This is a genomic window from Lysinibacillus sp. HST-98 (assembly GCF_016757845.1).
Taxonomy (GTDB): domain Bacteria; phylum Bacillota; class Bacilli; order Bacillales_A; family Planococcaceae; genus Lysinibacillus; species Lysinibacillus capsici.
In genome coordinates this window covers 1,076,339-1,098,717 of sequence record NZ_JAENHX010000001.1, presented here as the reverse complement: position 1 = coordinate 1,098,717, position 22,379 = coordinate 1,076,339, and the positions used below count along the sequence as shown (strand labels likewise).

Sequence of the window (22,379 nt, the reverse complement as noted above, 5' to 3'; positions counted from 1 at the left end):
TAGGTGACTACCGTACCGGTTCGATTCCGGTCCTCGGCACCATTTTAAATGCGCCCGTAGCTCAATTGGATAGAGCGTCTGACTACGGATCAGAAGGTTATGGGTTCGACTCCTGTCGGGCGCGCCAAAAGAACAACGGGAAGTAGCTCAGCTTGGTAGAGCACTTGGTTTGGGACCAAGGGGTCGCAGGTTCGAATCCTGTCTTCCCGACCATTTCCAAAAAAATTATGGGGCCTTAGCTCAGCTGGGAGAGCGCCTGCCTTGCACGCAGGAGGTCAGCGGTTCGATCCCGCTAGGCTCCACCATAAGTAAATTAACCAGTATAAAGATCCTGGCGGCGTAGCTCAGCTGGCTAGAGCGTACGGTTCATACCCGTAAGGTCGGGGGTTCGATCCCCTCTGCCGCCATCTTAAAGGACCTTTAGCTCAGTTGGTTAGAGCAGACGGCTCATAACCGTCCGGTCGCAGGTTCGAGTCCTGCAAGGTCCACCATTTATATATTGTAACGGAGGTATACCCAAGTCTGGCTGAAGGGATCGGTCTTGAAAACCGACAGGCGGGTAACACCGCGCGGGGGTTCGAATCCCTCTACCTCCTCCAGTTTTAAATTTTTATAAATGGTGCTTTAAAAACTCGAAACAGCATAAAATTATCGCGGGGTGGAGCAGTGGTAGCTCGTCGGGCTCATAACCCGAAGGTCGTTGGTTCAAATCCAGCCCCCGCAACCAAAAGGTCCCGTGGTGTAGCGGTTAACATGCCTGCCTGTCACGCAGGAGATCGCCGGTTCGATCCCGGTCGGGACCGCCATTTTTAAAATAAAAGTCATGAGAAGCAAAAGAGTGAGTAAGCTTAGCATGGACGAAATGGGTCAGTAGCTCAGTTGGTAGAGCATTAGATTGAAGCTCTAAGTGTCGGCGGTTCGATTCCGTCCTGACCCACCATTTATGCGGGTGTAGTTTAATGGTAAAACCTCAGCCTTCCAAGCTGATGTCGTGGGTTCGATTCCCATCACCCGCTCCAAGGGCCTATAGCTCAGCTGGTTAGAGCGCACGCCTGATAAGCGTGAGGTCGATGGTTCGAGTCCATTTAGGCCCACCATTATTCCGAAGTAGCTCAGTTGGTAGTAGCACCTGACTGTTAATCAGGTTGTCGCAGGTTCGAGTCCTGCCTTCGGAGCCATTTTTATTTTGGGGAAGTACTCAAGAGGCTGAAGAGGCGCCCCTGCTAAGGGTGTAGGTCGGGTAACCGGCGCGAGGGTTCAAATCCCTCCTTCTCCGCCATGGGCCCGTTGGTCAAGTGGTTAAGACACCGCCCTTTCACGGCGGTAACACGGGTTCGAATCCCGTACGGGTCATACTAAGTGCAGTAGATGAATTTACATCTACTGCACTTTTTAATTTACTAGGTACTTAGATTAATAACATAGCTATATTAAATGAAAGCCTACACAGATTGATCATTCTGTGTAGGCTTATTTTTTCAAATTAACGATTAAATTTTTCGTCCTTTTCCATATGGAATGTAAAGAGGTGTACCAAAGATTGGATCTGTCGTCATTTGGCAATCAAGGTCAAACACATGACTAACTAAATCAGTTGCCATAATTCTTCTGGTTTCCCTTGACGATAGACACCACGATCACGCACTGTAATAATATGATCGGCATAGCGACAAGCAAGATTAATATCATGTAGTACTATAATAATAGTTCGCTTTTGCTGTTGGTTCAATTCGTACAGTAAATCTAAAACGTCTATTTGATGAGTTAAATCTAAGCATGTCGTAGGCTCGTCTAAAAGAATGATATCTGTTTCTTGAGCAAGCGTCATAGCTATCCAAGCACGTTGACGTTGCCCTCCTGATAGCTCATCTACTGGTCTATCTTGTAAATGCTCAGTACCTGTAGCTTTTAAAGCATTTAAAACGATTTCTTCATCCTTTTCAGTCCACGGTTGTCGCCAACTTTGGTAAGGATAGCGACCTTGTTTCACAAGTTGTAGGACAGTTTAGCCTTCTGGTGCAACAGGCGATTGGGGAAGAATGGAGGGGTTTTTAGCCACTTGTTTTGTTGATAATTTAAAAATATCCTCACCATCTAATAAAACGGAGCCTTTTTTAGGTTTTAATAATCGATCAATGGAGCGTAGGAGTGTGGATTTAATTTAATTATTGGCAATAAATTACGACAAGAAAGAGATTTATGCGAAACTTAGCAAAATTGCTCCAACTGTGTTTTCTGATACATTACGTGGTGACTGGAAAGAGAATTTTAAATTATACGTTAAAGCAGTAAATCAAGAAACAAAAGGTGAAGAGGTACTAAAAGCTTTTATGAAGATAAGTTACAAGCACTGAAAGAAGAACTTGGAGAACAAATCAACCAAGAAGTTTCATTTGTACGCTTTATGGCCGATAAATCTCGTATCTATTACACAGATTCATTCTCAGGTGTGATATTTGATGCTTTAGGATTTAAACGTGTTGCAGCGCAAGCAGATTTATTTAAAGATAATGCAAAACTAGGAAACTTAGCGATTGAAGTAGGGAAAGAAGCAATCTCTCAAATGGATGGGGATGTTATTTTCTACAACAGGCGATGATTCAGCACTAGCAACTGAACAAGAGTGGACACAAGACCCGCTTTGGAAAAACTTAACAGATGTCCGAAAAGGCAATGCACATAAGGTGGATGATGTCATTTGGAATACGGCTGGAGGCATTTTAGCTGCGAATATTATGCTAGATCAAGGGAAAGAAATCTTTGTTTATTTCCTAATATATACTCTCCTGGTACTTTAAAGTTAGATAGACTATGATGTAGATAGTGACCATAAATTGAGGGGGATGGCGATGAAGGAAAAATTAAGGTGGGTTTATAATCAGCATTATTTAGAGCAAGATCATATAAAGCAAGCAACAGCAATACTTCCATATTTTTCACTAGATCAAGTGAGGAAGGTCGGTCAATTTCAGCGTACATATGAGCAATTTGAGAAGACACCACTCCATCATCTTGAGGCACTATCTTCATATATGGGTGTAGAAAATGTCATGGTTAAAGATGAATCTTATCGATTTGGTTTAAATGCCTTTAAAGTTTTAGGCGGTATTTATGCAATTGCGCAATATGTTGCCAATAAGCTTGGAAGGAATATAGAGGAGCTATCATTTGAACAGCTAAAAACCCCAGAAGTAAGAGGACAAATAGGCAATCTAACATTTATTTCAACGACAGATGGTAATCATGGTCGTGGTGTGGCATGGGCGGCCAGAGAACTAGGTTTTCAAGCAAGAATATATATGCCAGCTGGTAGCGCCGCTGAGCGGTTACTTCATATTAAAAGTGAAGGGGCTTTTGCTGAAATTACGACAATGAATTATGACGATACTGTTCGTTATACCTCACAGCTTGCACAAGAAAATGGCTGGGTCTTGATTCAGGATACAATGTGGAAAGGCTATGAAGAAATTCCATTATGGATTATGCAGGGGTATACAACCCTTGTACAGGAGATTGTTGAACAGATTCAGCAAGCCCCAACACATGTATTTTTGCAAGCTGGTGTTGGGTCCTTTGCAGGAGCAGTAGTAGCGTTTTTACAGCAATACTATGAGCAGGAAATTACATTTGTCTTGGTTGAACCACATGTCGCTAATTGCTATTATGAAAGCCTTAAGAAAAATACAGATCAATTTGTCACTGTTGGTGGGGAGATGCAAACAATAATGGCAGGTCTTGCTTGTGGTGAACCTAATCCACAGGCTTGGCAAATCTTAAAAGCCTTCATAAAAATAAGTATCTCGTGTGAGGAAGAAATAGCAGCAACAGGTATGCGCATTCTAGGAAATCCTTTAGCTACAGACACACGCATTATAGCTGGTGAATCAGGAGCGGCTCCATTTGGTTGCTTTTATGAATTAATGACTAATGAACAATATAAGGAATTAAAACATGCCTTGCACCTAAATGAACATGCAAGGGTGCTGTTTATTAATACAGAGGGTGATACAGATAAAGAGAGTTATCGAGAAATAGTGTGGCATGGGAAATATGCGAATCAATAGCAAACTAGTGATTTACTAGTTTGCTATTTTTACTTTTGTAAAAGGATTTGAAGGTATGATTAAGTTTGATTAAAATTTTTTCATTTTACTCTTGACCTTAACGTTGCGTCAAAGCTTACAGTAGCATTAGTGGAGGTGATGATATGGAATATACCATTCAGGAGCTTGCTCAACTATCTGGCGTTAGTACAAGAACATTGCGTTATTATGATGAAATTGGATTGCTAAAACCAGCCAGAACCAATGAGGCAGGTTATCGATTTTATGGCCAATGGGAGGTCGATATGTTGCAGCAGATTTTATTTTATCGTGCATTAGATATGAAATTAGCGACAATTCAGGCTATTGTTCAAACACCAAATTTTCAACATGCTGAGGCGCTCAAAACACATAAAGCTGCTTTGCTTCAACGCAAAGAACAGTTGGAAACGATCTTACAGACAGTAGAAAAAACAATACAATCCATTGAGGAGGAACAACCAATGTCAAATGAAGAAAAATTTAAAGGCTTTAAAGAAAAGTTAATGGAGGATAACGAAAAGCAGTACGGCAAAGAAATCCGTGAGAAATATGGGAATGAAACAGTGGATGCATCCAATGCTAAGCTTATGAACATGACCGAGCAACAATATCAAGCGATGCAACAGCTAGAACAGCAAATGTTTGAACGCTTAGCAGAGGCAATGAAACTTGGAGATGCTGCAAGTGACATTGCGATGGAAGTTGCAGAGTTGCATAAACGCTGGCTCAACTTTACGTGGAAAGAGTATTCCAAAGAGGCACATGCAGGGCTTGCACAAATGTATATTGCTGATGAACGTTTTACAGCTTATTATGATGAGCGTGGTGAAACAGGAGCAGCACAATTTTTGCATGACGCCATTATAGCTTATACAAGTAAGTAAATCGGTCTTCCTTATGCTGACATGTTTTAGAAATCGTAAAATAGGAAAAAATGAAAGCATGAGGAGGAGATTATTGTGGATCAACAAGTAATGCAACAATTAAAAAGACAACTAGAGCAAGAATTACAAGAAATAGAACAACGAATAGAAGAATCAGAGCGACCACAAGCGACAGAACTATCGAATTATGATAATCATCCAGCTGATAATGCAAGTGATTTAACGGATCAGCTTACAGAAATGGCTATTGATGAGCATCGTGGTGAGAATGCTGAAGAAATAAAAGAAGCTCTTCAAGCAATGGCAGACGGTACATATGGCAAATGTGCAGTCTGTGGTAAAGAAATTCCGATTGGTCGCTTAAAGGCAATGCCGCAAGCTCTGACATGTGTGGAGCATGCTGAAAAGAAAGAAGACAATTTACGACCAGTGGAAGAAGATGTTCTTTCTTCAACACCAAAATCAGATGATTTTATCGAGCTGGAGGAATTCGGCTCTTCTGATACACCACAGGATAAAATTTAGTCAGTTTTTCCTTGCAGAAGCAGTATAATAACTGTAGAGGTGAGGATATGAAGATTATTGATTTACATTGTGATGCGCTTTTAAAGTTAACTACTCTTGAAACGGCAAATTTTGCAGAGGATGTGCGAATACATGCTAATCAAAAAAGATTGCAATTAGGGCAAGTAGAGGCTCAAGTGTTCGCTATCTTTATTGACCCAAAAATCCCACAAAATTTGCAATTTCTTGAGGTCATGCGCCAAATCGAAGCATTCCATACTCACGTATTACAAACAGAGGGCATGGTGCATATTACAGATTGGGCACAGTTAGATCAATTAGCTCTCCACGAAATAGGAGCCATTTTAAGCTTAGAGGGCTGTAGTGCCATTGGCGAAGATTTAACAAAACTGACAGCTGTACTGGATGCAGGGGTGAAGTTGGTAGGTTTAACATGGAATGAAGAAAATGCTGTGGCCCATGGTGCTGAACAGGATGCAACTCTTGGTTTAAAGCCATTTGGTAAAGAAGTTATACAATTATTAAATGAACGCGATATTATTATTGATGTGTCCCATCTAAATGAGCAAAGCTTTTGGGATGTCTTGCCGCTTGCAAAGCATATTATTGCAAGCCATAGTAATGCACGTGCACTATGTGATCACCCGCGTAACTTAACTGATGCCCAGGCAAAGGCACTTGTTGAGGCGGGAGGACATATCCATGTAGTTTATTTCCCACTCTTTATAGGCAAAGGTGCAACACTAAACCATTTAGTGGGGCATGTGGAGTATTTAGCTAAACTGGTAGGCGTGGAGCATATTGGATTAGGCTCCGACTTTGATGGGATTGATAGGACTGTCAGTGGCTTAGCCCATGCAGGAGAGGCGCAAAATTTACTAGAGGCATTACGTACACGCTTTTCAGATGAAGAAGTGTATGGTATTGCAAGCCAAAATTTTCGACGCTATGTAAAAAAAGCAGCAACCCGTTAAGGCTGCCGCATCTTAATAAAAGAAATAATGAATTAATAAACCGATTCCTAATAGGAAGCCGAAGAATGTATTTGTTTGCGCTGTATATTTCATTGCAGGCATTACCTCTTTGGCTTCTTTTTTGTCTCGGAAAATTTGAATGGCACGTAATGGTTTTGGAATACTTAGGAAGATGATTAATGCCCAAAAAGTAATACCATCAACTGCTACAAGAGCAATCACCCATAAATAAGAGACGATAAAAAAGCCTGATAACACGGAAATTGCATTATCACGTCCTACCAAAATAGCTAAGGTTTTTCGTCCGCCTTCTGTATCGCCAACAATATCACGTATATTGTTCGATAGCATAATGGCACCGACTAAAATCATGCTTGGTACAGAGAGCAAGACAGCGTCTAGTGTTACTGTAAGCGCTTGAATATAGAAGGCAATTAATACAATGCCCATCCCCATCACTGCGCCAGAAACAATTTCACCAAATGGCGAATAGGCGATTGGGTACGGTCCACCTGTATATAAAAAGCCAATAAGCATACAAACAAGTCCGACAACAGCTAACCACCAAGATGTTGAGGCACATATGTAAATGCCAAGAAGCATGGCAATAGCATAAAAGCTTAATGCAATCATCATAATTGTTTTTGGCTGTACTCCATGACGGACAATCGTTCCGCCAATCCCGACGGAATGCTCGTTATCTAATCCTAATTTGTAATCATAATATTCATTGAACATATTCGTTGCTGCTTGTATAAGCATACTTGCAATGAGCATAGCAAAAAATAGTCCAAAATCAATTGTTTCTTTTTCAATTGCTAAGGCAATTGCTGTTCCTAGGAATACAGGAACAAATGAAGCGGTTAAAGTATGTGGACGTGTTAAATGCCACCAAACTTTAAAACCCCTATCAGCTTCAATGACTTTGGTCATAAGGTCTTTCTCTCCTTCAAATATTGTCGACTCTTCTTATTTTAAACGAAGATTGAGAAAATGGGTAGGTTCACAGCTTATTACATACTGTTTAATGAAAAAAAGTGATACAATAGAACATGCATTTATGAACTGAAAATAAAAAAGAACGATTAGCAACAGGACGAATCACGTGTTGCCAACCAAAATATGATGTGTTATTTAACCATCATTCATTATGTACATTGCAACAACGGAGGTAATTTTCATGCAACAGAAGTGGTACCAAGCCACAGAAGTAGAAGTGGACTCTTTGGGCCAAAGCCTTCATTTTTATATGGAAACAATGGAAGTAAGTCGCCTATCTGCACTGGCGTTTTATGCAGCTGGCGAGGAATGTTATAAAGGTGAACGATTTTATTGGCAAAATAGAGAAAAAACAATGACATTAGTTGGGCTAGGACATGCACATACTATTCAAAACAACGCTAAAGAAAGCCGCTTTGATGCAGTTGAAGCGGAATGGAAAAACATAACGAAAAACTGTCCAAAAGGTCAAAAAGCGTTACAACCAATTTTGTTTGGCGGTTTTACATTTGATCCTCAAAATAATGTGGGTGGGGAATGGACGGATTTCCCAGAGGCATATTTTGCATTAGCAACGTTTCAACTGGTGATACGCGATGATAAAGCATATGTGAGTATTCATCTTTTGACACAAGACCAACAGGCTGAGGATCAGTTCGAAGCGTTAAGAAAAGAGCGCGATCATTTAATCCATGCAGCTCAGGTTAAAGAAGTGAAAACGTATACAAAACCTGAAATCACAAGTTATTTTGAACCATATAAAGAACCTTATTTAGCCTCAATCGATCAAGTGACAGCATTAATTAAACAGAAAAAGGCAGATAAGGTGGTCATTGCAAGATCACTTGCTTTGCAATTTAAAGAGTATGTATCCGCACCACAAGTACTTTCTCAAATTATTCATGAACAACCAGAAAGCTATTTATTTGGTTTAGAGCATAGACATTTATTATTTTTCGGAGCATCACCTGAACGACTTGTGAAGGTAGAAGATGGTCGAGCATTTTCTTCTTGTGTTGCTGGCTCAATTAAACGAGGTAAGACTGCAGAGGAAGATGAGGCTTTTGGACAAAGTTTATTAAATGACCCTAAAAATGGCGGAGAACATCAGTATGTTGTGGATATGATTGCGGAAACATTCCGTAAAAATTGTGTGGACATGACGGTGCCAGATAGACCACGCTTGTTAAAAATACGAGATATTCAACATCTGTATACGCCTGTTGAAGGTCAGTTAAATCAGGATGCAACAATCTTACAATTGACTAAATCATTACACCCAACACCCGCTTTAGGTGGTGTACCACGCACGGAAGCATTGGCAGCCATTCGTAAATATGAGCCGATGAATCGAGGACTGTATGCTGCGCCAATAGGCTGGCTAGATGCCGAGGGGAACGGTGAATTCGCAGTTGCCATTCGTTCAGCAGCCTTATTAAATGATAAAGCTTATTTATATGCAGGCGGTGGAATCGTCGCAGATTCAGAACCACAATCTGAATATGAAGAAACATTAGTAAAATTCCGTCCAATGCTTCGTGCGCTAGGGGGACAATTACATGAGTGAACGAAAAATACTAACAGATTATGTTTATAAAATGGTCGCATCGCTAGTGCAGGCTGGTGTAGAAAACGTTGTCGTTAGCCCAGGCTCACGTTCAACACCGCTTGCTTATGCGGTTGCATCTACTAAACAAGTAAAAATGTATCGGCAGGTAGATGAGCGCTCAGCAGCATTCTTTGCGCTAGGGCTTGCTAAGGCAACTACTAAGCCTGTGGTTCTTTTATGTACATCTGGTACAGCAGCAGCTAACTATTTTCCTGCGATTGTGGAGGCAAGCTATGCACGTGTACCATTAATCATTATAACAGCTGATCGCCCACATGAATTACGTGAGGTAGGCGCTCCACAGGCTATCAACCAACCCAATTTATATGGTTCACATGTGAAGTGGAGTGTTGATTTTCCGTTAGCAGATGGTGCTGAACCAACATTGCCTTTTATTGAGCGTCATCTTGCTCGTGCGGTAGCCATTGCCACGAGCGCACCTTTTGGACCAGTCCATATTAATGTACCTTTCCGTGAACCACTATTAATTGATTTACAGCAGGAGCTACCAGCAGTGACGTTTAAGCACAGCAGTATGGGACAATTAACCCCAACACGCGTAGATCAACAGGAACTATCCTCTATTATACAATCAACTAAAAGAGGTTTTATGATCATCGGTGAGTTAGCTCTTGGTACAGAATTATCCATAGTTTGGGAATTTGTACGTCAGCTGAAGTGGCCTGTCATTGTTGAAAGTTTATCGAATATGCGTACATCCGTACCAGAGGATTGTTTACCATTTATCGTGACAACCTACGATGCCATTATGAAGAGTGATGACTTCAAAGCACTGGTGCAACCAGATACAGTAATCCGAATAGGGGCACAACCAGTTTCGAAGTTTATAATGCAATTTATTACAAAGTCACGTCCAAATGCGTATGTGATTATCGATGAAGACCCTATGTTTAGAGATGCTACAGGTGTATCTACGCATTTTATTCATGCGAATGTCGATCAGTGGCTAACAGAATTAGCTATCACTGAAACGGCTATCGAGGAAACATACTTAGTCGAATGGCAAAAAGCAAATCAGCTTGCTTCTATGTTTATTGAACAATACGCAGAGGTAGAAAAAGATGAAGGGGCTATAGTCAGTCGTTTACTCAAAATGATTCCTGACGGTAGTGATATTTTCGTAAGCAGTAGTATGCCAGTACGAGATATTGATACATTTTTATTGGCTACACCAAAAGATCTACGTGTTTTTGCCAATCGAGGAACGAACGGGATTGATGGTGTCGTGTCAACAGCAATCGGTTTCAGTCAGGGGAATAATCGAGAAAGTTATTTACTGATTGGTGATTTAGCCTTTTTACATGATGTGAATGGACTCATTGCTTCCAGATATCAGGAATGTAACTTAACGATCATTGTGATGAATAATGATGGTGGTGGTATTTTTTCTTATTTACCACAGTCAACTGTTGAAGATCACTATGAGGATTTATTTGGCACACCTACAGCCCTTGAATTCCGTGACATTGCACATATGTATGATATGGACTATGTACGTGTCGAAACAATCTCTGAGCTTTCTGAGAAATTTTCAACATGTAAAAACCATTCTTTACGATTAGTTGAAATATTTACAGATAGAACCGAGAATGTGAATGCACATCGAGGTCTATGGAATCGAATTAATGCGGAGTTAAAAGCATGACAAAGTGGATGATTCGTGGGCTTGAAACCCATGTCGATATATGGAATGAAAACGGTGAAGATACAGTCGTTGCCTTACATGGATTTACCGGTAGCTCAGCAACATGGCATAATCTAGCACAAGCTCTACCTCATGTGCGTGTTATTGCCGTTGATTTAATCGGACATGGTCAAACAGCTATTCCACAGCACGTACAGCGTTTTTCTATGGAGGAGCAATTACAAGATTTAGAAGAACTATTTTGCCAGCTTCATTTAGAGAAATTTACGCTGTTAGGCTATTCAATGGGTGGAAGAATCGCTTTATCCTATGCCATTTCGTATCCAGCTCGTATACATCAGCTCATTTTAGAAAGTGCTTCTCCTGGCTTGCGAACAATGGAAGAGCAACATGAACGTTGTAAGCGAGATGAAGAACTGGCGCAAAAAATAATGACAAATGGTTTACTGTCCTTTGTCAATGCATGGGAAAGCATCCCGCTTTTTGCTTCACAGCAACGTCTACCTAAAAGGGTAAGAGAAACCATTCGAGAAGAGCGACTTTCACAAAAGGAAGAGGGACTCGCTGGTAGCTTGAGAGGTATCGGGACAGGCGTTCAACCTTCAAATTGGGATAGACTGACGCAATTAGAAATACCTGTCCTGCTAATTAATGGTTCATTGGATGAAAAATTTTGTAAAATTGCACTAGAAATGAAAGCGCTATTAAATACTGTTAAGCATTTAACAGTAAATGACGCTGGACATGCAATTCATGTGGAAAATCCCGCTGAGTTTGCTACAATAGTAGAGGAGTATTTAACGTAATATACGATTACGTTAGCGCCTCGCTAGAAACGAGACGAATTTAATGATATAGGAGGCAATTCAATGACACGTCAATGGACAACATTACATACTTATGAAGACATTAAGTATGAGTTCTATAACGGTATCGCAAAAATTACGATTAACCGTCCAGAAGTGCGTAATGCATTCCGCCCAAAAACGGTAATGGAAATGATTGACGCATTCTCACGTGCACGCGATGATAAAAATATCGGTGTTATTATTCTAACTGGTGAAGGTGAACATGCTTTCTGCTCAGGTGGAGACCAAAAAGTTCGCGGTCACGGTGGCTACGTAGGAGAAGATGAAATTCCACGTCTAAACGTTCTTGATTTACAACGTTTAATCCGTGTAATTCCAAAACCTGTAGTAGCAATGGTAGCTGGCTACGCAATTGGTGGAGGTCATGTTTTACATGTTGTCTGTGACTTAACAATTGCAGCTGACAATGCTCGCTTTGGACAAACTGGACCAAAAGTAGGTTCATTCGATGCTGGTTATGGCTCAGGCTATCTTGCTCGTATTATTGGTCATAAAAAGGCACGTGAAATTTGGTACCTATGCCGTCAATACGATGCACAACAAGCACTTGATATGGGCTTAGTCAATACAGTTGTGCCTTATGCGCAATTGGAAGATGAGACAGTTCAATGGTGTGAAGAAATGCTTCAGATGTCACCGACTGCACTACGCTTCTTAAAAGCAGCAATGAATGCAGATACAGATGGTTTAGCAGGTCTTCAACAAATGGCTGGAGATGCTACACTTCTTTACTACACAACTGATGAAGCAAAAGAAGGCCGCGATGCATTCAAAGAAAAACGTCAACCAGATTTCGGTCAATTCCCAAGATTCCCTTGATTAGTATAGGGTTGAAAGCTCGTATCTTTTGGAGATACGAGCTTTTTATATGTCTTGAGCAGATTGAGGATAAAAATCTAAAAGTAGGGGATAGAAGCGGCTAAAAGGTGGATAAAATTCTTAAAGTAGCGGATAGAACTCAATATGTGAAGGATAGAGGTATTCACTAAAAAGCTAGATACTACATGGAGTAATAGACAAACTAGATGGGAAAGCGTTAAGATGTAGGGTGATTGGAGTGACAAAGATGTATCCTAACTGGATTTTACAAAGAGCTTATTTAACACCTTTGCGCAAGGCACTTACTTTTAAAAAGCAAAGCTGGACTTTTCAAGAATTAAATGATGAATCGATAAAACGTGCTCGACAATTAGTGACACTCGGTATTCAACAGGGTGATCGAATTGCTATTATGGGGCCAAGTAAGCCTGAGCTTGTGATCATGATGTATGCCTGCATGCATCTGCAATGTGAAATGGTGATGCTTAATCGTAGACTATCACAGGATGAGTTGGCTTATCAGTTAGAGGATTCAGAGGCTGTAGCAGTATTGGTTGCCGATGAGGATGTAGAAAAGCTGCCATCTGAAACAACCTATCATTTATTTTCAGCAATTGAAAAGGGTGCAGAGAGTGCAGTAGATATTGTCAAGGAATGGCCTCTTCATCAAACAATAACGATTATGTATACGTCGGGTACAACAGGCTTTCCAAAAGGGGTTCGCCAAACAGTTGGAAATCATCAGGCTAGTGCCACTGCCTCCGTTTTAAATATTGGGCTGCAGGCTCAGGATGTTTGGCTATGTGCGGTCCCTTTATTCCATATTAGTGGATTCTCCATTTTAGTGCGTTCACTGCTATATGGAAATCAAATCTTTTTATATGAGCAATTTGATGTAGAAGCTATCGCACAAAATATTATGGATGGGGATGTCACCCATATGTCTGTTGTAGCGGTGACCTTGGAACGAATTCTACATACGCTAGAGCAACGCAAGGCGAAAGCTTCATCTTATTTTAAGTTAATGTTAGCTGGAGGTGGACCTGTTCCCGTTGATTATTTAGCGAGAGCACATGCGTTAAATTTAGCTGTAGCACAAACGTATGGGATGACAGAAACCTCCTCACAAACTGCCACATTGGCAAGTGAAGATGCTATGCGGAAAATTGGTTCTGCTGGAAAGCCTTTATTTTTTAATCAAATAATGATTGCTGAGCCAAATGCTAAAGGTGAAGGGGAAATTTGCATTCGAGGTCCCCATGTCACACCTGGCTATATTGGACGTTTTGTGCAAAAAAATGCAACGAAGGCTGGCTGGCTTCATACAGGTGATATTGGTTATGTGGATGAAGAGGGTTATTTATTCGTCATTGATCGAAGGGCTGATTTAATTATTTCAGGGGGAGAAAATATTTATCCTGCAGAAATAGAAAATGTACTACTCACACACCCAGCTGTCAAAGAGGCAGGTGTATGCGGTATGCCTGATGAACAATGGGGACAGGTACCCATCGCATTTATCGTGTTAAATGAGCAGGTATCTGTTGAGCAACTAAAGGCCTTTTGTTTACAGAAACTTGCTAAATATAAAGTACCTAAAGAAATGATTATTACAGACAGTCTTCCGCGCAATGGTGCGGATAAATTGTTGAGACGGAAATTATTACAATAAAAACTTTTTGAAAGAAGTCTTCTTAAAAGGAGGCTTCTTTTTTATTTGAACTTTTAGCATGAAATTAATCATTTATTAACATAATAAAAAAAGAGAGGCATAAACTATTTAGTAAAGGAGAATGACTCATATGAGGAAATATATATATAATGTTGTCATTATATTATTTGTTCTACAAATGAGTCATGTGCAAGTATTTGCAAACTATGAAAAAGAAGATGTAGCAACAGCTCATTCAATTGAAACACTACAATCTCTCATTAATAAAGAAGTTATGCATCTATCATCCGAATTCTCGATTCGTTATACTGGAGACTTATCCGAGATAAAAGATGAACTAACAGAAATTACTAAAAATGCAATTGAAAACTCTTATATTTATACTAATATTTCAAGTTTCCAATGGAAGTACGAAGGTTATAGCAATAATATTGTCATTGCCTTTGCATTTACGTATCATCTCTCACAAACAGAGGCATTATTTGTCGAGCAAACTTTGGAAAATATTATTGCACCTATGCATGGATTAAGTGACATAGAAAAACTACAGGCTGCACATGATTTTATTGTATTGTACGCGGAATACTCTAAGGAAACAGAAGGAAGTCAATATTCTCCTTATACATTATTAACGGAGAATAAGGGCGTCTGTCAGGCATATGCTTTAGTGCTATATCGAATGTTAGAAATGTTGGGTTTTGAGGTACAATATGTACCTGGAAAAGTAGGAGAACAGCTACATGCCTGGGTATTAGTGAAACTTGATCATGCTTGGTATCATATTGATGTGACATGGGATGACCCTTTGCCTGATCGTAAAGGAGAAGTGCGCTATCAATATTTTTTAGTGTCGGATCGCCAATTAGCACAAGATCATACATGGGATTATGCAAGTTTCCCCGCTGCAACAAGCGAGAAATTTATAGATTTGCAGGAAGAAATAAAAAGACAAAGTTTAGCAACGCCTATACAACATCAATTGAATCAAATTATAGGGTTATCAATCATCGAAGAAAATCGGTTAGCCGTACAACCATTAGTGGAACAGCCGATGAAGCTTGTAACTCAAAAAACAAATAAACAAGACAATTCAATTCAGTTTAACTTTACGGAGTGGCCACCGATACTAGTAGAAAGTAGTATAATGACTTTTGTTGTCCTTCAGCCAAAAGCTAAGCATGTAACTAAGCAAAAAACAATGAAGTGGCAAACGTCTTTTTATCGAACGGGAAAACGAATGCCACAAGAAAAATACGTCATAATAAAGGAGGTGTCCCAATAGCGGGGCACCTCCTTACTCATATTATTGAACGCTTAAAGCTTTTTCTAATGTTTGAATATTTTTTTGCATCAATGTGAAATAGGTTTCTTTATTTTTTTCATCATCAGCTGTTAATACGCTTAAATTATGCAAGACAAGAGATTCTGCACCAACTTCTTTTTGAATAATCTCTGCTAATTTGGAAGAGACATTTTGTTCAAATAAAATATAGTGAATGTGCAATTCATTTGCTTTGTCTACAATCTTTGTTAATTCCTTTTGAGATGGCTCATTTTGTGAATTCAAGCCAGCAATCGGCACTTGAGTTAAGCCGTATTGACCAGCAATATAGCCAAATGCAGCATGGGATACAAAGAATGTTTTATTTTGTGCTTTGTCAGTCATTGCTCTGAAATCTTGATCTAAATCCTGTAATTCTTTTACTAATGCATCATAATTTGTGTTAAAAGTTGCCTCCTGAGCTGGCATTTTTTCAACTAGTGTGTTTTTAATAGCCAGTGCTAAATCTTGACTAATTGTAGGAGATAACCAAACATGCGGATCGATATCGCCATGCTCATGCTCATCATGTCCATGTTCTTCATGCTCATGATTGTCCTCTGTTGTACCGTGCTCATGCTCATCATGTGCGTCTGCTTCATGTTCTTCATCTTCTGCATGAACATGTCCTGTGCTTACAGCTAATTTTTCATCTGAAACTTCATCAGCAGTTGCCACCATTGTGACATCTTCGTTCGCTAAAGTTTTTTTAGCGTTTTCTACAAAGCCTTCAAGTCCTAAGCCAATATAGAAAAAGATATCAGCATCTGCTAATTTCATCATATCTTTTTGAGTTGGCTCGAAGGTATGTTCATTCGCACCAGCTGGGTAAATAGAAGCTACTTCAACATAATCTCCACCAATGCGCTGTGCAAAATAGCTTAACGGATAAACCGTTGTATAAATACTTAATTTATCTTTTTCCTCAGTCTTTTGGGATGTGGACGATTTGTCTCCACAAGCGGCAGTAAATAAAGCAAGAACTGCGACTAACAGTAATACAGATAGTTTTTTCATATAAGTAAGATACCTCTCTTAAATAGTAATCATTACGATTTATTTTTTAGAACAGTTATTATGATAACGCACAACTTAAAAAAGTACAAGAAAAAAATGCCCTCCGAAATTAATTCTTTTTCGAAGGCCATTTTTCAGGCACAGGATCAAAGCCACCAGGATGAAATGGATGGCATTTGGATATACGTGTAATGGTTAAGAAGAAGCCTTTGAATGCACCGTGCTTTTGAAAAGCTTCGAGCCCATAAGAAGAACAGGTAGGATGAAAACGACAAGTAGGTGGCGTCATAGGTGAAATAAATTTTCTATAAAACTGGATGAGCCAAATAAAGGGGTATTTCATCGTTGCTCTTCCTTTTGCTGAGACGTATGTTGTTCAGGCTTTGGATCAATTGTTTGTGTAAAAATATTATTTTTTTTCTTCATAATGATAATAACAGAAACACCAAACATTAGCATCATCATCGCAATCATAATGATAATTGGTAAAGGTACGCCCATTTCTTTCACTCCAAATTCAGTAATGGTATTTAATTTTCCTCTTGATGATAGTTTTGCTTCGGTTTTTCATCAACAGTATGTTTAAAGGCATAGGCACGGTTGACACTGATAATTGTCGCAATGGTGATTAAAATAACGATGATAACTGCGACTATTAAGAGCGTAGTTAAACTCATAGTATTCACTCCGTTCTTTATTCATCATACCTATTATAAATTATCTGGTCCTACTAATTGTGAAGGAAGTTTGACATAAAAGCGAATAAAACACCACCTATCACTCCATACTATGGAAAAAGGAGTGAATCGTAAAGATGGATCGTCAGCGCGTATATTTTTCACTTGCCAATAGAACGTATTATACCAACCCATATGCAGGACCATGGAATTTCGAACTCAATGTAGATCGACAAGCATTAGATGTATTTGAGAGAATCTTTCAGCAAATGCAACTGTTAGAAATTTCGAATGCATGGCGTGCACAGTTACCGTATTTACAGTATCATCAAGACAGAGAAAATGATGAAATAGATAAAAGATTAATGAAAATCTATGCACTTGTTCATGAATATGGAGATAATGATACGAAGGCATTCGTTGAGCAGCTTCCTTATTTCAATAAGCGTGTCTAGCGAATAGGGGAAAAGGTCACTGAATCAGAAGTGACCTTTTCTTCTATTAACAAATGGCTTTTAAAATTGTAAAAACCGCTTCTCGAGGGACGATGATGGGGATAGTGAGTTGATCTTTAATCATGTTTTTCATTGTTGTGGAATAGCCCATACAATCAAGAATAAGCAAATCAGCTCCTTGCTCTTCTAATTGTTGTGCTTCTGACAATAAATGTTGGTTATCAAAGTGATATGGGGAGCTTGCTGAAAAAGTTACATCGAACTGTGCTTTTTGCCATTTCTCTGCAACCGATTGTTGTTGTTCGGGTTCGGGACCTATTAAACCAATGGCTAATTCTGTATGTAAGCCCTTCACTAAATTAGTCATCATACGATCAGGTAATAAAAGATTTTTATAGGATAATTTATTCGCAAAATCTCCTGTACACATAAGTAGTATCCAAGTGAATTCATGTAGATCATCAATGCAGCTTTGAATATAAGGCATGAGCTTTTGTTTACTGAGCTTTACTTGTCGACCATTGGTAAGAAGTGTTACTAAAACATCTGAGTCCTCACATGAAGGCGAAAGTGTAGCAATTTCCTCTGAAGAAAGTGAATCCAGTACACCGAATTCATGAACATGTAAACCTGCTTCTCTTAATTGCTGTATATCCTCTGCCATATCTTTACGTGGTGCCTGACCAATTGTTACAACGGCAATTTTCGAATGTTGCATTGCGCTCACTCCGCTTCGTAATATTTTTGTCCATTTACATAAGTTTGTAAAACCTTTGCTTCTGTTTCAAAAATAGGGTGCGACCAAACAACAAAATCAGCATCTTTGCCTTCCTCAAGGCTACCAATGCGGTGATCTAGCTGTACAAGCTTAGCTGCATTGATCGTAATGCTTTTGAGGGCTGTGTCTTCATCTAAACCATATCGAATCGCTTCTGTGGCACAATACTTTAAGTATTGAATTGGTACAAATGGATGATCTGTCATGATAGCAAACGGAATATTATGTTCTTTAAAAATGCCAGCAATTGCTGGTGTAGAATGACGCGTTTCGTATTTAGATGGCGTTAACATATAAGGACCAAGCGTTGCATGGAATCCACTTTCTTTAACGGCATCCACTACGAGACAGCCTTCTGTGCAGTGTTCTAAATGAAGCTTTACATTAAATTCTTTGGCAATTCTAATTGCTGTCATAATGTCATCTGCTCTATGGCAGTGAAGGCGAAGTGGCATGTCGCCTCGCAGAACCTCAATAAACGGGCGTAACTCAGCATTTTGTTTAATTTGCTCAATTTGTTGTTGTTCATTGAGTTGACTTGCACGTTGGAAACCATCTCGTAAAAGCTGTGCAATGGCCATGCGAGTCATCGGCTTGCGCTTATACTGATTGCCAAAGACGTTTTTCGGATTTTCGCCTAGGGCCCCCTTTAAACCGCTCCGCTCTACTAAAACACGAGAGGAAAGGGTAGGTCCTGCTGTTTTAAGAATGCTCCAAATGCCACCAATGACATTGGCACTACCTGGACCAGTTTGCACAGTGGTTACGCCACCTTCTAACGCATGTTGAAAGGAAAAGTGTCGGATATCTACACTGTCTAAAGCGTGCATAAGAGGTGTAAAGGGTTCGCTATATTCATTGGCATCATTAATGTCTTCAGTGACTTCAGCCCATGTTCCAACATGGGCATGAATATCAATTAACCCTGGTGTAACATAAGCTCCCTGTAGATCAACAAGCTCTGCTTGTGGGGGAAATTCTTTGGCTGGTCCAATATAGACAATACGCCCATCTTCGATCCATAACTGTTCACAAGTATCGTTCTGCTCATTGACTGTAAGAAACTTTGCATGATGATAAATAATCATTGTGTAAACCCTTCTTCCCGTGCATAAACTTTTGTTCCTTTAATATAGGTTGCGACAACCTGTGCATCTAAATTTAATGGATGCTTATCCCAAATCACAAAATCAGCAAAAAGACCATCACGAATAGCACCTGTTTTATGGGCGATCCCTAGAAAACTTGCAGCCCCTGTTGTGAGAGCGTATAGTACGTCCTGGCGTGCCATACCTTCTCTTACAGCTAAGCAACCTTCTAATGTTAGATGGGAGGTACTACTAACAGGATGATCCGTACAAAAAACGAATGGAATATTGTTCTTAAACAGTTGATGATACAGTTTTGGTGATAGTGCCATCATCTCATTGTGTTCAATATATCGAAATGTGGGACCAGCTATAACCGTATTAAAAGATGTTTCATGAAGGAATGTAACTTCAGTGCCATGGATAATATGAAAATCAAAAATTGACGCAAATTCTTGTTGAAGGCGGCTAACGAATTCAAGATCAACGGCTTTGTGTGCTCGAATAACGATTTTCGTAATGGACGGCTCTTGTTGCTGAATTTGTTGTAATGTTTCTCTTAAAATTTTAGCGATGCCCATACGTGTGAGTGGTTTTTTCTTTTCAGCGAAAAATGTACTTTTTGCCTGTTGTCCAATAGAGAAGGAATAAGCCACATCTTTTGAAATAACCATTTCATCAACCGTTGTATGTGTATGATGAATAATAGCCGTTTTTGCACCTATCAAGCTTTTAGGAGAGGGAACAATATGAGATGCCGTCACCCCATGAGAAACAGCTTTTTGAAAAGCAGTATCAAATGGGTATATGCCATCAACTACAGAATATTGCAGATGTGAGTCAAATTCATAGCTATCATCTCCTTCCCAACGAATCCCTATTTCAGCTAGACCGATTTGTGAGCAGCTATCGATAAAACCTGGTGTAATATAGTGTCCATCTAAATCCAACTCTGTTTCAGGTGAATGAGTAGCGGGTTCAAAGTATTGCCCTTGTACTTGAAAAGATTGCTTATTAAAGCTACGAGTCTCAGAATTAAAAACAAGTCCATTTATATAGCGTGTCATCGGATCAAATCTCTCCTTATGAAGAGAAAAGCGGAGACTGGTATCTCCACTTTTCAAGTTTAATTATTTAGTAATGGATACGTTTGTGCCATTTGGATGGACAATTTGTACGGAGTTATCAGCAGAAACCTCAAAGCCCTGTACTTTTTTGTTTACACCTGCAACCGTTTGTGTTGCCTCTAATTCAATACGTGGAACATCAGCTAAAATTAGCTTTAATGCTTCTTGGTATAATTTTGCACGTTCTTCTTGCACCACTGTTTCTGAGACGGCACGTTCTAATAATTTATCCACTTCTGGATTGCTGTAGCCTTTACCATTTCCTAAGGCACCAATCTGATTTGTGTGGAATAATTGATAAAGGAAGAAATAAGGATCTGGGTACCAAGTCCAGCCACCAATATTCATCGGCGCATTACCCTTTGCCACAGTATCACTGTAAGTACCCCATTCAAGCACTTTTATTTCCACATCAATATTTAAGTTCTTCTTTAACTGACTTTGGAAAATCGTTGCGTAAGGAACACGTGCTTCTGATACGAAAATCTCTGTCTTGAAGCCATCAGCGAAACCAGCCTCTGCTAGTAATTTTTTTGCTTCTTCTGGATTATATTTTGGTACCATATCAACTAACGATTGATCATATCCCCATGAACCAGGTGGTAATGGTAAATAAGAAACATCGCCGCCACCCCATTGGTTAACGCCAGAAATAATTTCTTCTACATTTGTTGCCATATAAATCGCTTCACGAACGCGTTTGTCAGCAGTTGGACCTACTTTGTTATTAAGGTCAAGATAAACAATGGATAGACCTGGATTTGTTAAAAGCTCAAGGCTACTATCTTGGTTGATGATTTCTCGGTTTTGACCTTTAACGTCCATGGCAATATCAATATCACCAGAACGTAATGCGTTTGTCATCATATTTTGATCGGAGATAAACTTCATTGTTAAGTTATCGACATTTGGCTTATCGCCCCAGTAATTATCGTGACGAACTAATTTTACTTCTTGGTCTTTTTTCCATTCTGTTAGTTGGAATGGACCTGTACCAACAAAGTGTTCAGAAAAATTATCGCCCCATCCTTCAACTTCTTCTTTTGGAATAATAATATTCCCTGCATCCGTTAGCATAGCAAGTAGGGCAGCATTTGGCGTAGCTAAGTGAATCTCTACTTCATAATCCGATAACACTTTCACTTCTGTTACACCACTTAAACGATTCATAGCAGATTCTTTAGCAGAGCGTTCTAAAGAGTATTTCACATCTTCAGCTGTCATTTCACGTCCATCCTGATATTTACCTTTTTGGAATTTAATACCTTCTCGTAATTTGAATGTGTAGACTAACATATCCTCTGATACATTCCATTCAGTTGCTAACGAAGGGATGATATCAGATAGATCTTTGTTATAAACAACTAACGTATCACCCATTTGGCGCATCACCTGTGATTCATAAACCCCTGTATATTTGATCGGATCAAATGTTTTTGCATTGGCTGACAGACCGATATTTAATGTGCCTCCAGAAGTAGCTTCTCCCTCTTTTTCATCCGTTGAAGTACTTTTCTCATTTCCACCACAAGCAGCTAAAACACCAATTAGTAAAGTTAAAAAGAGTAGTAGTAAAGACTTTCTTACGTTTAATTTCTTCATATGCACTAGCCTCCTTAGTTTTTGTTTCACAATATGAACCGTTGATTCAAAAATGGTAGGTTCGAGATTAAAATTAGCACACTTGTAAATAGAAAGTAAATATAAAATTACAAAGATTCAGAAAAAAATATATTTACAAACAATTATTAAGTGGTGTACTATGTGGTTATTCACAATATGAACCACTGATTCTAATAATGAAAAGGAGGTCT

20 protein-coding genes, 14 tRNA genes and 2 pseudogenes are annotated in these 22,379 nt (G+C 39.4%); 26 read left to right on the top strand and 10 right to left on the bottom strand.

All coding sequences use genetic code 11. The features are described from left to right. Nucleotides 1–50: 50 nt before the first annotated feature. From JIN86_RS05495 to JIN86_RS05430, 14 genes are all read left to right on the top strand, one after another. Nucleotides 51–127, top strand: a tRNA-Arg gene (locus JIN86_RS05495). A 9-nt stretch (nucleotides 128–136) separates the two neighbouring features. Continuing rightward, nucleotides 137–213 (top strand) — tRNA-Pro (locus JIN86_RS05490). A gap of 16 nt (nucleotides 214–229) precedes the next feature. Beyond that, nucleotides 230–305 (top strand) — tRNA-Ala (locus tag JIN86_RS05485). A gap of 28 nt (nucleotides 306–333) precedes the next feature. Beyond that, nucleotides 334–407, top strand: a tRNA-Met gene (locus JIN86_RS05480). Nucleotides 408–414: 7 nt separating this feature from the next. Beyond that, nucleotides 415–491 (top strand) — tRNA-Ile (locus JIN86_RS05475). A 15-nt stretch (nucleotides 492–506) separates the two neighbouring features. After that, a tRNA-Ser gene (locus tag JIN86_RS05470) sits at nucleotides 507–599 on the top strand. Nucleotides 600–652: 53 nt separating this feature from the next. Further along, nucleotides 653–727, top strand: a tRNA-Met gene (locus tag JIN86_RS05465). Nucleotides 728–730: 3 nt separating this feature from the next. Continuing rightward, nucleotides 731–806: transfer RNA gene (locus JIN86_RS05460), tRNA-Asp, on the top strand. Nucleotides 807–864: 58 nt separating this feature from the next. Next, nucleotides 865–940 (top strand) — tRNA-Phe (locus JIN86_RS05455). A 5-nt stretch (nucleotides 941–945) separates the two neighbouring features. After that, nucleotides 946–1,019, top strand: a tRNA-Gly gene (locus JIN86_RS05450). 1 nt (nucleotide 1,020) lies between these two features. Beyond that, nucleotides 1,021–1,097: transfer RNA gene (locus tag JIN86_RS05445), tRNA-Ile, on the top strand. Nucleotides 1,098–1,101: 4 nt separating this feature from the next. After that, nucleotides 1,102–1,178: transfer RNA gene (locus JIN86_RS05440), tRNA-Asn, on the top strand. Between the two features lie 10 nt (nucleotides 1,179–1,188). After that, nucleotides 1,189–1,279 (top strand) — tRNA-Ser (locus tag JIN86_RS05435). A gap of 2 nt (nucleotides 1,280–1,281) precedes the next feature. Next, nucleotides 1,282–1,353: transfer RNA gene (locus JIN86_RS05430), tRNA-Glu, on the top strand. A 137-nt stretch (nucleotides 1,354–1,490) separates the two neighbouring features. Here JIN86_RS05430 and JIN86_RS05425 read toward each other — a convergent pair. After that, a pseudogene (locus JIN86_RS05425) lies at nucleotides 1,491–2,158 on the bottom strand (ABC transporter ATP-binding protein); the annotation flags it as partial. Between JIN86_RS05425 and JIN86_RS23935 the strand changes: the two are divergent. From JIN86_RS23935 to JIN86_RS05400, 5 genes and pseudogenes are all read left to right on the top strand, one after another. Continuing rightward, a pseudogene (locus JIN86_RS23935) lies at nucleotides 2,159–2,798 on the top strand (ABC transporter substrate-binding protein); the annotation flags it as partial. A 51-nt stretch (nucleotides 2,799–2,849) separates the two neighbouring features. Beyond that, the gene (locus JIN86_RS05415; protein WP_202341394.1) at nucleotides 2,850–4,064 is read left to right on the top strand and encodes a diaminopropionate ammonia-lyase; all 1,215 of its coding nucleotides are present in this window, start codon (nucleotides 2,850–2,852) and stop codon (nucleotides 4,062–4,064) included. 143 nt (nucleotides 4,065–4,207) lie between these two features. After that, nucleotides 4,208–4,969: a MerR family transcriptional regulator gene (locus tag JIN86_RS05410; RefSeq protein ID WP_004225905.1), complete on the top strand. Its 762-nt coding sequence runs from the start codon at nucleotides 4,208–4,210 to the stop codon at nucleotides 4,967–4,969. Between the two features lie 75 nt (nucleotides 4,970–5,044). Continuing rightward, nucleotides 5,045–5,494 (top strand): TraR/DksA C4-type zinc finger protein, encoded by a 450-nt coding sequence (locus JIN86_RS05405; protein ID WP_004225907.1) that lies wholly within the window; start codon nucleotides 5,045–5,047, stop codon nucleotides 5,492–5,494. Between the two features lie 47 nt (nucleotides 5,495–5,541). Beyond that, nucleotides 5,542–6,468 carry a dipeptidase gene (locus JIN86_RS05400; RefSeq protein WP_202341393.1) on the top strand — a complete coding sequence of 309 codons (927 nt, stop codon included), beginning with the start codon at nucleotides 5,542–5,544 and terminating at the stop codon, nucleotides 6,466–6,468. Nucleotides 6,469–6,480: 12 nt separating this feature from the next. Here the strand turns inward: JIN86_RS05400 and JIN86_RS05395 are convergent, their stop codons facing one another. Further along, nucleotides 6,481–7,401 carry a 1,4-dihydroxy-2-naphthoate polyprenyltransferase gene (locus JIN86_RS05395; RefSeq protein WP_016992515.1) on the bottom strand — a complete coding sequence of 307 codons (921 nt, stop codon included), beginning with the start codon at nucleotides 7,399–7,401 and terminating at the stop codon, nucleotides 6,481–6,483. 247 nt (nucleotides 7,402–7,648) lie between these two features. On the opposite strand from JIN86_RS05395, the gene JIN86_RS05390 reads away from it, so the two are divergent. The 6 genes from JIN86_RS05390 (at nucleotide 7,649) to JIN86_RS05365 (ending at nucleotide 15,384) form a co-directional block, all read left to right on the top strand. After that, nucleotides 7,649–9,034, top strand: coding sequence for an isochorismate synthase (locus tag JIN86_RS05390; protein WP_202341392.1), 1,386 nt, complete (start codon nucleotides 7,649–7,651; stop codon nucleotides 9,032–9,034). After that, complete coding sequence (gene menD / locus JIN86_RS05385) at nucleotides 9,027–10,742, top strand: 2-succinyl-5-enolpyruvyl-6-hydroxy-3-cyclohexene-1-carboxylic-acid synthase (RefSeq protein WP_004225915.1); 1,716 nt, start codon at nucleotides 9,027–9,029, stop codon at nucleotides 10,740–10,742. Before JIN86_RS05390 ends, menD begins: the two co-directional genes overlap by 8 nt. Beyond that, complete coding sequence (gene menH, locus JIN86_RS05380) at nucleotides 10,739–11,548, top strand: 2-succinyl-6-hydroxy-2,4-cyclohexadiene-1-carboxylate synthase (RefSeq protein WP_202341391.1); 810 nt, start codon at nucleotides 10,739–10,741, stop codon at nucleotides 11,546–11,548. The genes menD and menH overlap by 4 nt, the downstream gene beginning before the upstream one ends. 63 nt (nucleotides 11,549–11,611) lie before the next feature. Further along, nucleotides 11,612–12,430: a 1,4-dihydroxy-2-naphthoyl-CoA synthase gene (gene menB / locus JIN86_RS05375; RefSeq protein ID WP_004225917.1), complete on the top strand. Its 819-nt coding sequence runs from the start codon at nucleotides 11,612–11,614 to the stop codon at nucleotides 12,428–12,430. 247 nt (nucleotides 12,431–12,677) lie between these two features. Next, nucleotides 12,678–14,102 (top strand): o-succinylbenzoate--CoA ligase, encoded by a 1,425-nt coding sequence (locus JIN86_RS05370; protein ID WP_202341418.1) that lies wholly within the window; start codon nucleotides 12,678–12,680, stop codon nucleotides 14,100–14,102. 130 nt (nucleotides 14,103–14,232) lie between these two features. After that, nucleotides 14,233–15,384: a transglutaminase domain-containing protein gene (locus JIN86_RS05365; RefSeq protein ID WP_004225921.1), complete on the top strand. Its 1,152-nt coding sequence runs from the start codon at nucleotides 14,233–14,235 to the stop codon at nucleotides 15,382–15,384. 21 nt (nucleotides 15,385–15,405) lie between these two features. Here the strand turns inward: JIN86_RS05365 and JIN86_RS05360 are convergent, their stop codons facing one another. From JIN86_RS05360 to ytzI, 4 genes are all read right to left on the bottom strand, one after another. Beyond that, nucleotides 15,406–16,440 carry a metal ABC transporter solute-binding protein, Zn/Mn family gene (locus tag JIN86_RS05360; protein ID WP_004225923.1) on the bottom strand — a complete coding sequence of 345 codons (1,035 nt, stop codon included), beginning with the start codon at nucleotides 16,438–16,440 and terminating at the stop codon, nucleotides 15,406–15,408. 109 nt (nucleotides 16,441–16,549) lie between these two features. Continuing rightward, on the bottom strand, nucleotides 16,550–16,783 hold the full coding sequence (gene yidD / locus JIN86_RS05355) for a membrane protein insertion efficiency factor YidD (RefSeq protein ID WP_004225925.1): 234 nt from the start codon (nucleotides 16,781–16,783) through the stop codon (nucleotides 16,550–16,552). Then, nucleotides 16,780–16,941: a hypothetical protein gene (locus JIN86_RS05350; RefSeq protein WP_004225927.1), complete on the bottom strand. Its 162-nt coding sequence runs from the start codon at nucleotides 16,939–16,941 to the stop codon at nucleotides 16,780–16,782. Before JIN86_RS05350 ends, yidD begins: the two co-directional genes overlap by 4 nt. 29 nt (nucleotides 16,942–16,970) lie before the next feature. Further along, nucleotides 16,971–17,117, bottom strand: a complete 147-nt coding sequence (ytzI, locus tag JIN86_RS05345) for a YtzI protein (RefSeq protein ID WP_004225932.1) — start codon at nucleotides 17,115–17,117, stop codon at nucleotides 16,971–16,973. Nucleotides 17,118–17,254: 137 nt separating this feature from the next. On the opposite strand from ytzI, the gene JIN86_RS05340 reads away from it, so the two are divergent. Then, entirely contained in the window at nucleotides 17,255–17,572 is a 318-nt protein-coding gene (locus JIN86_RS05340) for a hypothetical protein (protein ID WP_004225937.1), read from the top strand. 46 nt (nucleotides 17,573–17,618) lie between these two features. Here the strand turns inward: JIN86_RS05340 and JIN86_RS05335 are convergent, their stop codons facing one another. The 4 genes from JIN86_RS05335 to JIN86_RS05320 form a co-directional block, all read right to left on the bottom strand. Next, nucleotides 17,619–18,290 (bottom strand): AroM family protein, encoded by a 672-nt coding sequence (locus JIN86_RS05335; protein WP_202341390.1) that lies wholly within the window; start codon nucleotides 18,288–18,290, stop codon nucleotides 17,619–17,621. Between the two features lie 5 nt (nucleotides 18,291–18,295). Continuing rightward, a complete protein-coding gene (locus JIN86_RS05330) occupies nucleotides 18,296–19,438 on the bottom strand; it encodes an amidohydrolase family protein (protein ID WP_004225940.1) in 1,143 nt (380 codons plus the stop codon). Beyond that, a complete protein-coding gene (locus JIN86_RS05325) occupies nucleotides 19,435–20,505 on the bottom strand; it encodes an amidohydrolase family protein (protein WP_202341389.1) in 1,071 nt (356 codons plus the stop codon). The genes JIN86_RS05330 and JIN86_RS05325 overlap by 4 nt, the downstream gene beginning before the upstream one ends. Before the next feature lie 63 nt (nucleotides 20,506–20,568). Continuing rightward, on the bottom strand, nucleotides 20,569–22,167 hold the full coding sequence (locus JIN86_RS05320) for an ABC transporter substrate-binding protein (protein WP_202341388.1): 1,599 nt from the start codon (nucleotides 22,165–22,167) through the stop codon (nucleotides 20,569–20,571). Between the last annotated feature and the right edge of the window lie 212 nt (nucleotides 22,168–22,379).

Excerpts from the sequence above, each read along its gene's own strand:
- JIN86_RS05415 (WP_202341394.1), top strand. The coding sequence starts at position 2,850 with ATGAAGGAAAAATTAAGGTGGGTTTATAATCAGCATTATTTAGAGCAA.
- JIN86_RS05410 (WP_004225905.1), top strand. The coding sequence starts at position 4,208 with ATGGAATATACCATTCAGGAGCTTGCTCAACTATCTGGCGTTAGTACA.
- JIN86_RS05400 (WP_202341393.1), top strand. The coding sequence starts at position 5,542 with ATGAAGATTATTGATTTACATTGTGATGCGCTTTTAAAGTTAACTACT.
- JIN86_RS05395 (WP_016992515.1), bottom strand. The coding sequence starts at position 7,401 with ATGACCAAAGTCATTGAAGCTGATAGGGGTTTTAAAGTTTGGTGGCAT.
- JIN86_RS05390 (WP_202341392.1), top strand. The coding sequence starts at position 7,649 with ATGCAACAGAAGTGGTACCAAGCCACAGAAGTAGAAGTGGACTCTTTG.
- menD (WP_004225915.1), top strand. The coding sequence starts at position 9,027 with ATGAGTGAACGAAAAATACTAACAGATTATGTTTATAAAATGGTCGCA.
- menH (WP_202341391.1), top strand. The coding sequence starts at position 10,739 with ATGACAAAGTGGATGATTCGTGGGCTTGAAACCCATGTCGATATATGG.
- menB (WP_004225917.1), top strand. The coding sequence starts at position 11,612 with ATGACACGTCAATGGACAACATTACATACTTATGAAGACATTAAGTAT.
- JIN86_RS05370 (WP_202341418.1), top strand. The coding sequence starts at position 12,678 with ATGTATCCTAACTGGATTTTACAAAGAGCTTATTTAACACCTTTGCGC.
- JIN86_RS05365 (WP_004225921.1), top strand. The coding sequence starts at position 14,233 with ATGAGGAAATATATATATAATGTTGTCATTATATTATTTGTTCTACAA.
- JIN86_RS05360 (WP_004225923.1), bottom strand. The coding sequence starts at position 16,440 with ATGAAAAAACTATCTGTATTACTGTTAGTCGCAGTTCTTGCTTTATTT.
- yidD (WP_004225925.1), bottom strand. The coding sequence starts at position 16,783 with ATGAAATACCCCTTTATTTGGCTCATCCAGTTTTATAGAAAATTTATT.
- JIN86_RS05350 (WP_004225927.1), bottom strand. The coding sequence starts at position 16,941 with ATGGGCGTACCTTTACCAATTATCATTATGATTGCGATGATGATGCTA.
- ytzI (WP_004225932.1), bottom strand. The coding sequence starts at position 17,117 with ATGAGTTTAACTACGCTCTTAATAGTCGCAGTTATCATCGTTATTTTA.
- JIN86_RS05340 (WP_004225937.1), top strand. The coding sequence starts at position 17,255 with ATGGATCGTCAGCGCGTATATTTTTCACTTGCCAATAGAACGTATTAT.
- JIN86_RS05335 (WP_202341390.1), bottom strand. The coding sequence starts at position 18,290 with ATGCAACATTCGAAAATTGCCGTTGTAACAATTGGTCAGGCACCACGT.
- JIN86_RS05330 (WP_004225940.1), bottom strand. The coding sequence starts at position 19,438 with ATGATTATTTATCATCATGCAAAGTTTCTTACAGTCAATGAGCAGAAC.
- JIN86_RS05325 (WP_202341389.1), bottom strand. The coding sequence starts at position 20,505 with ATGACACGCTATATAAATGGACTTGTTTTTAATTCTGAGACTCGTAGC.
- JIN86_RS05320 (WP_202341388.1), bottom strand. The coding sequence starts at position 22,167 with ATGAAGAAATTAAACGTAAGAAAGTCTTTACTACTACTCTTTTTAACT.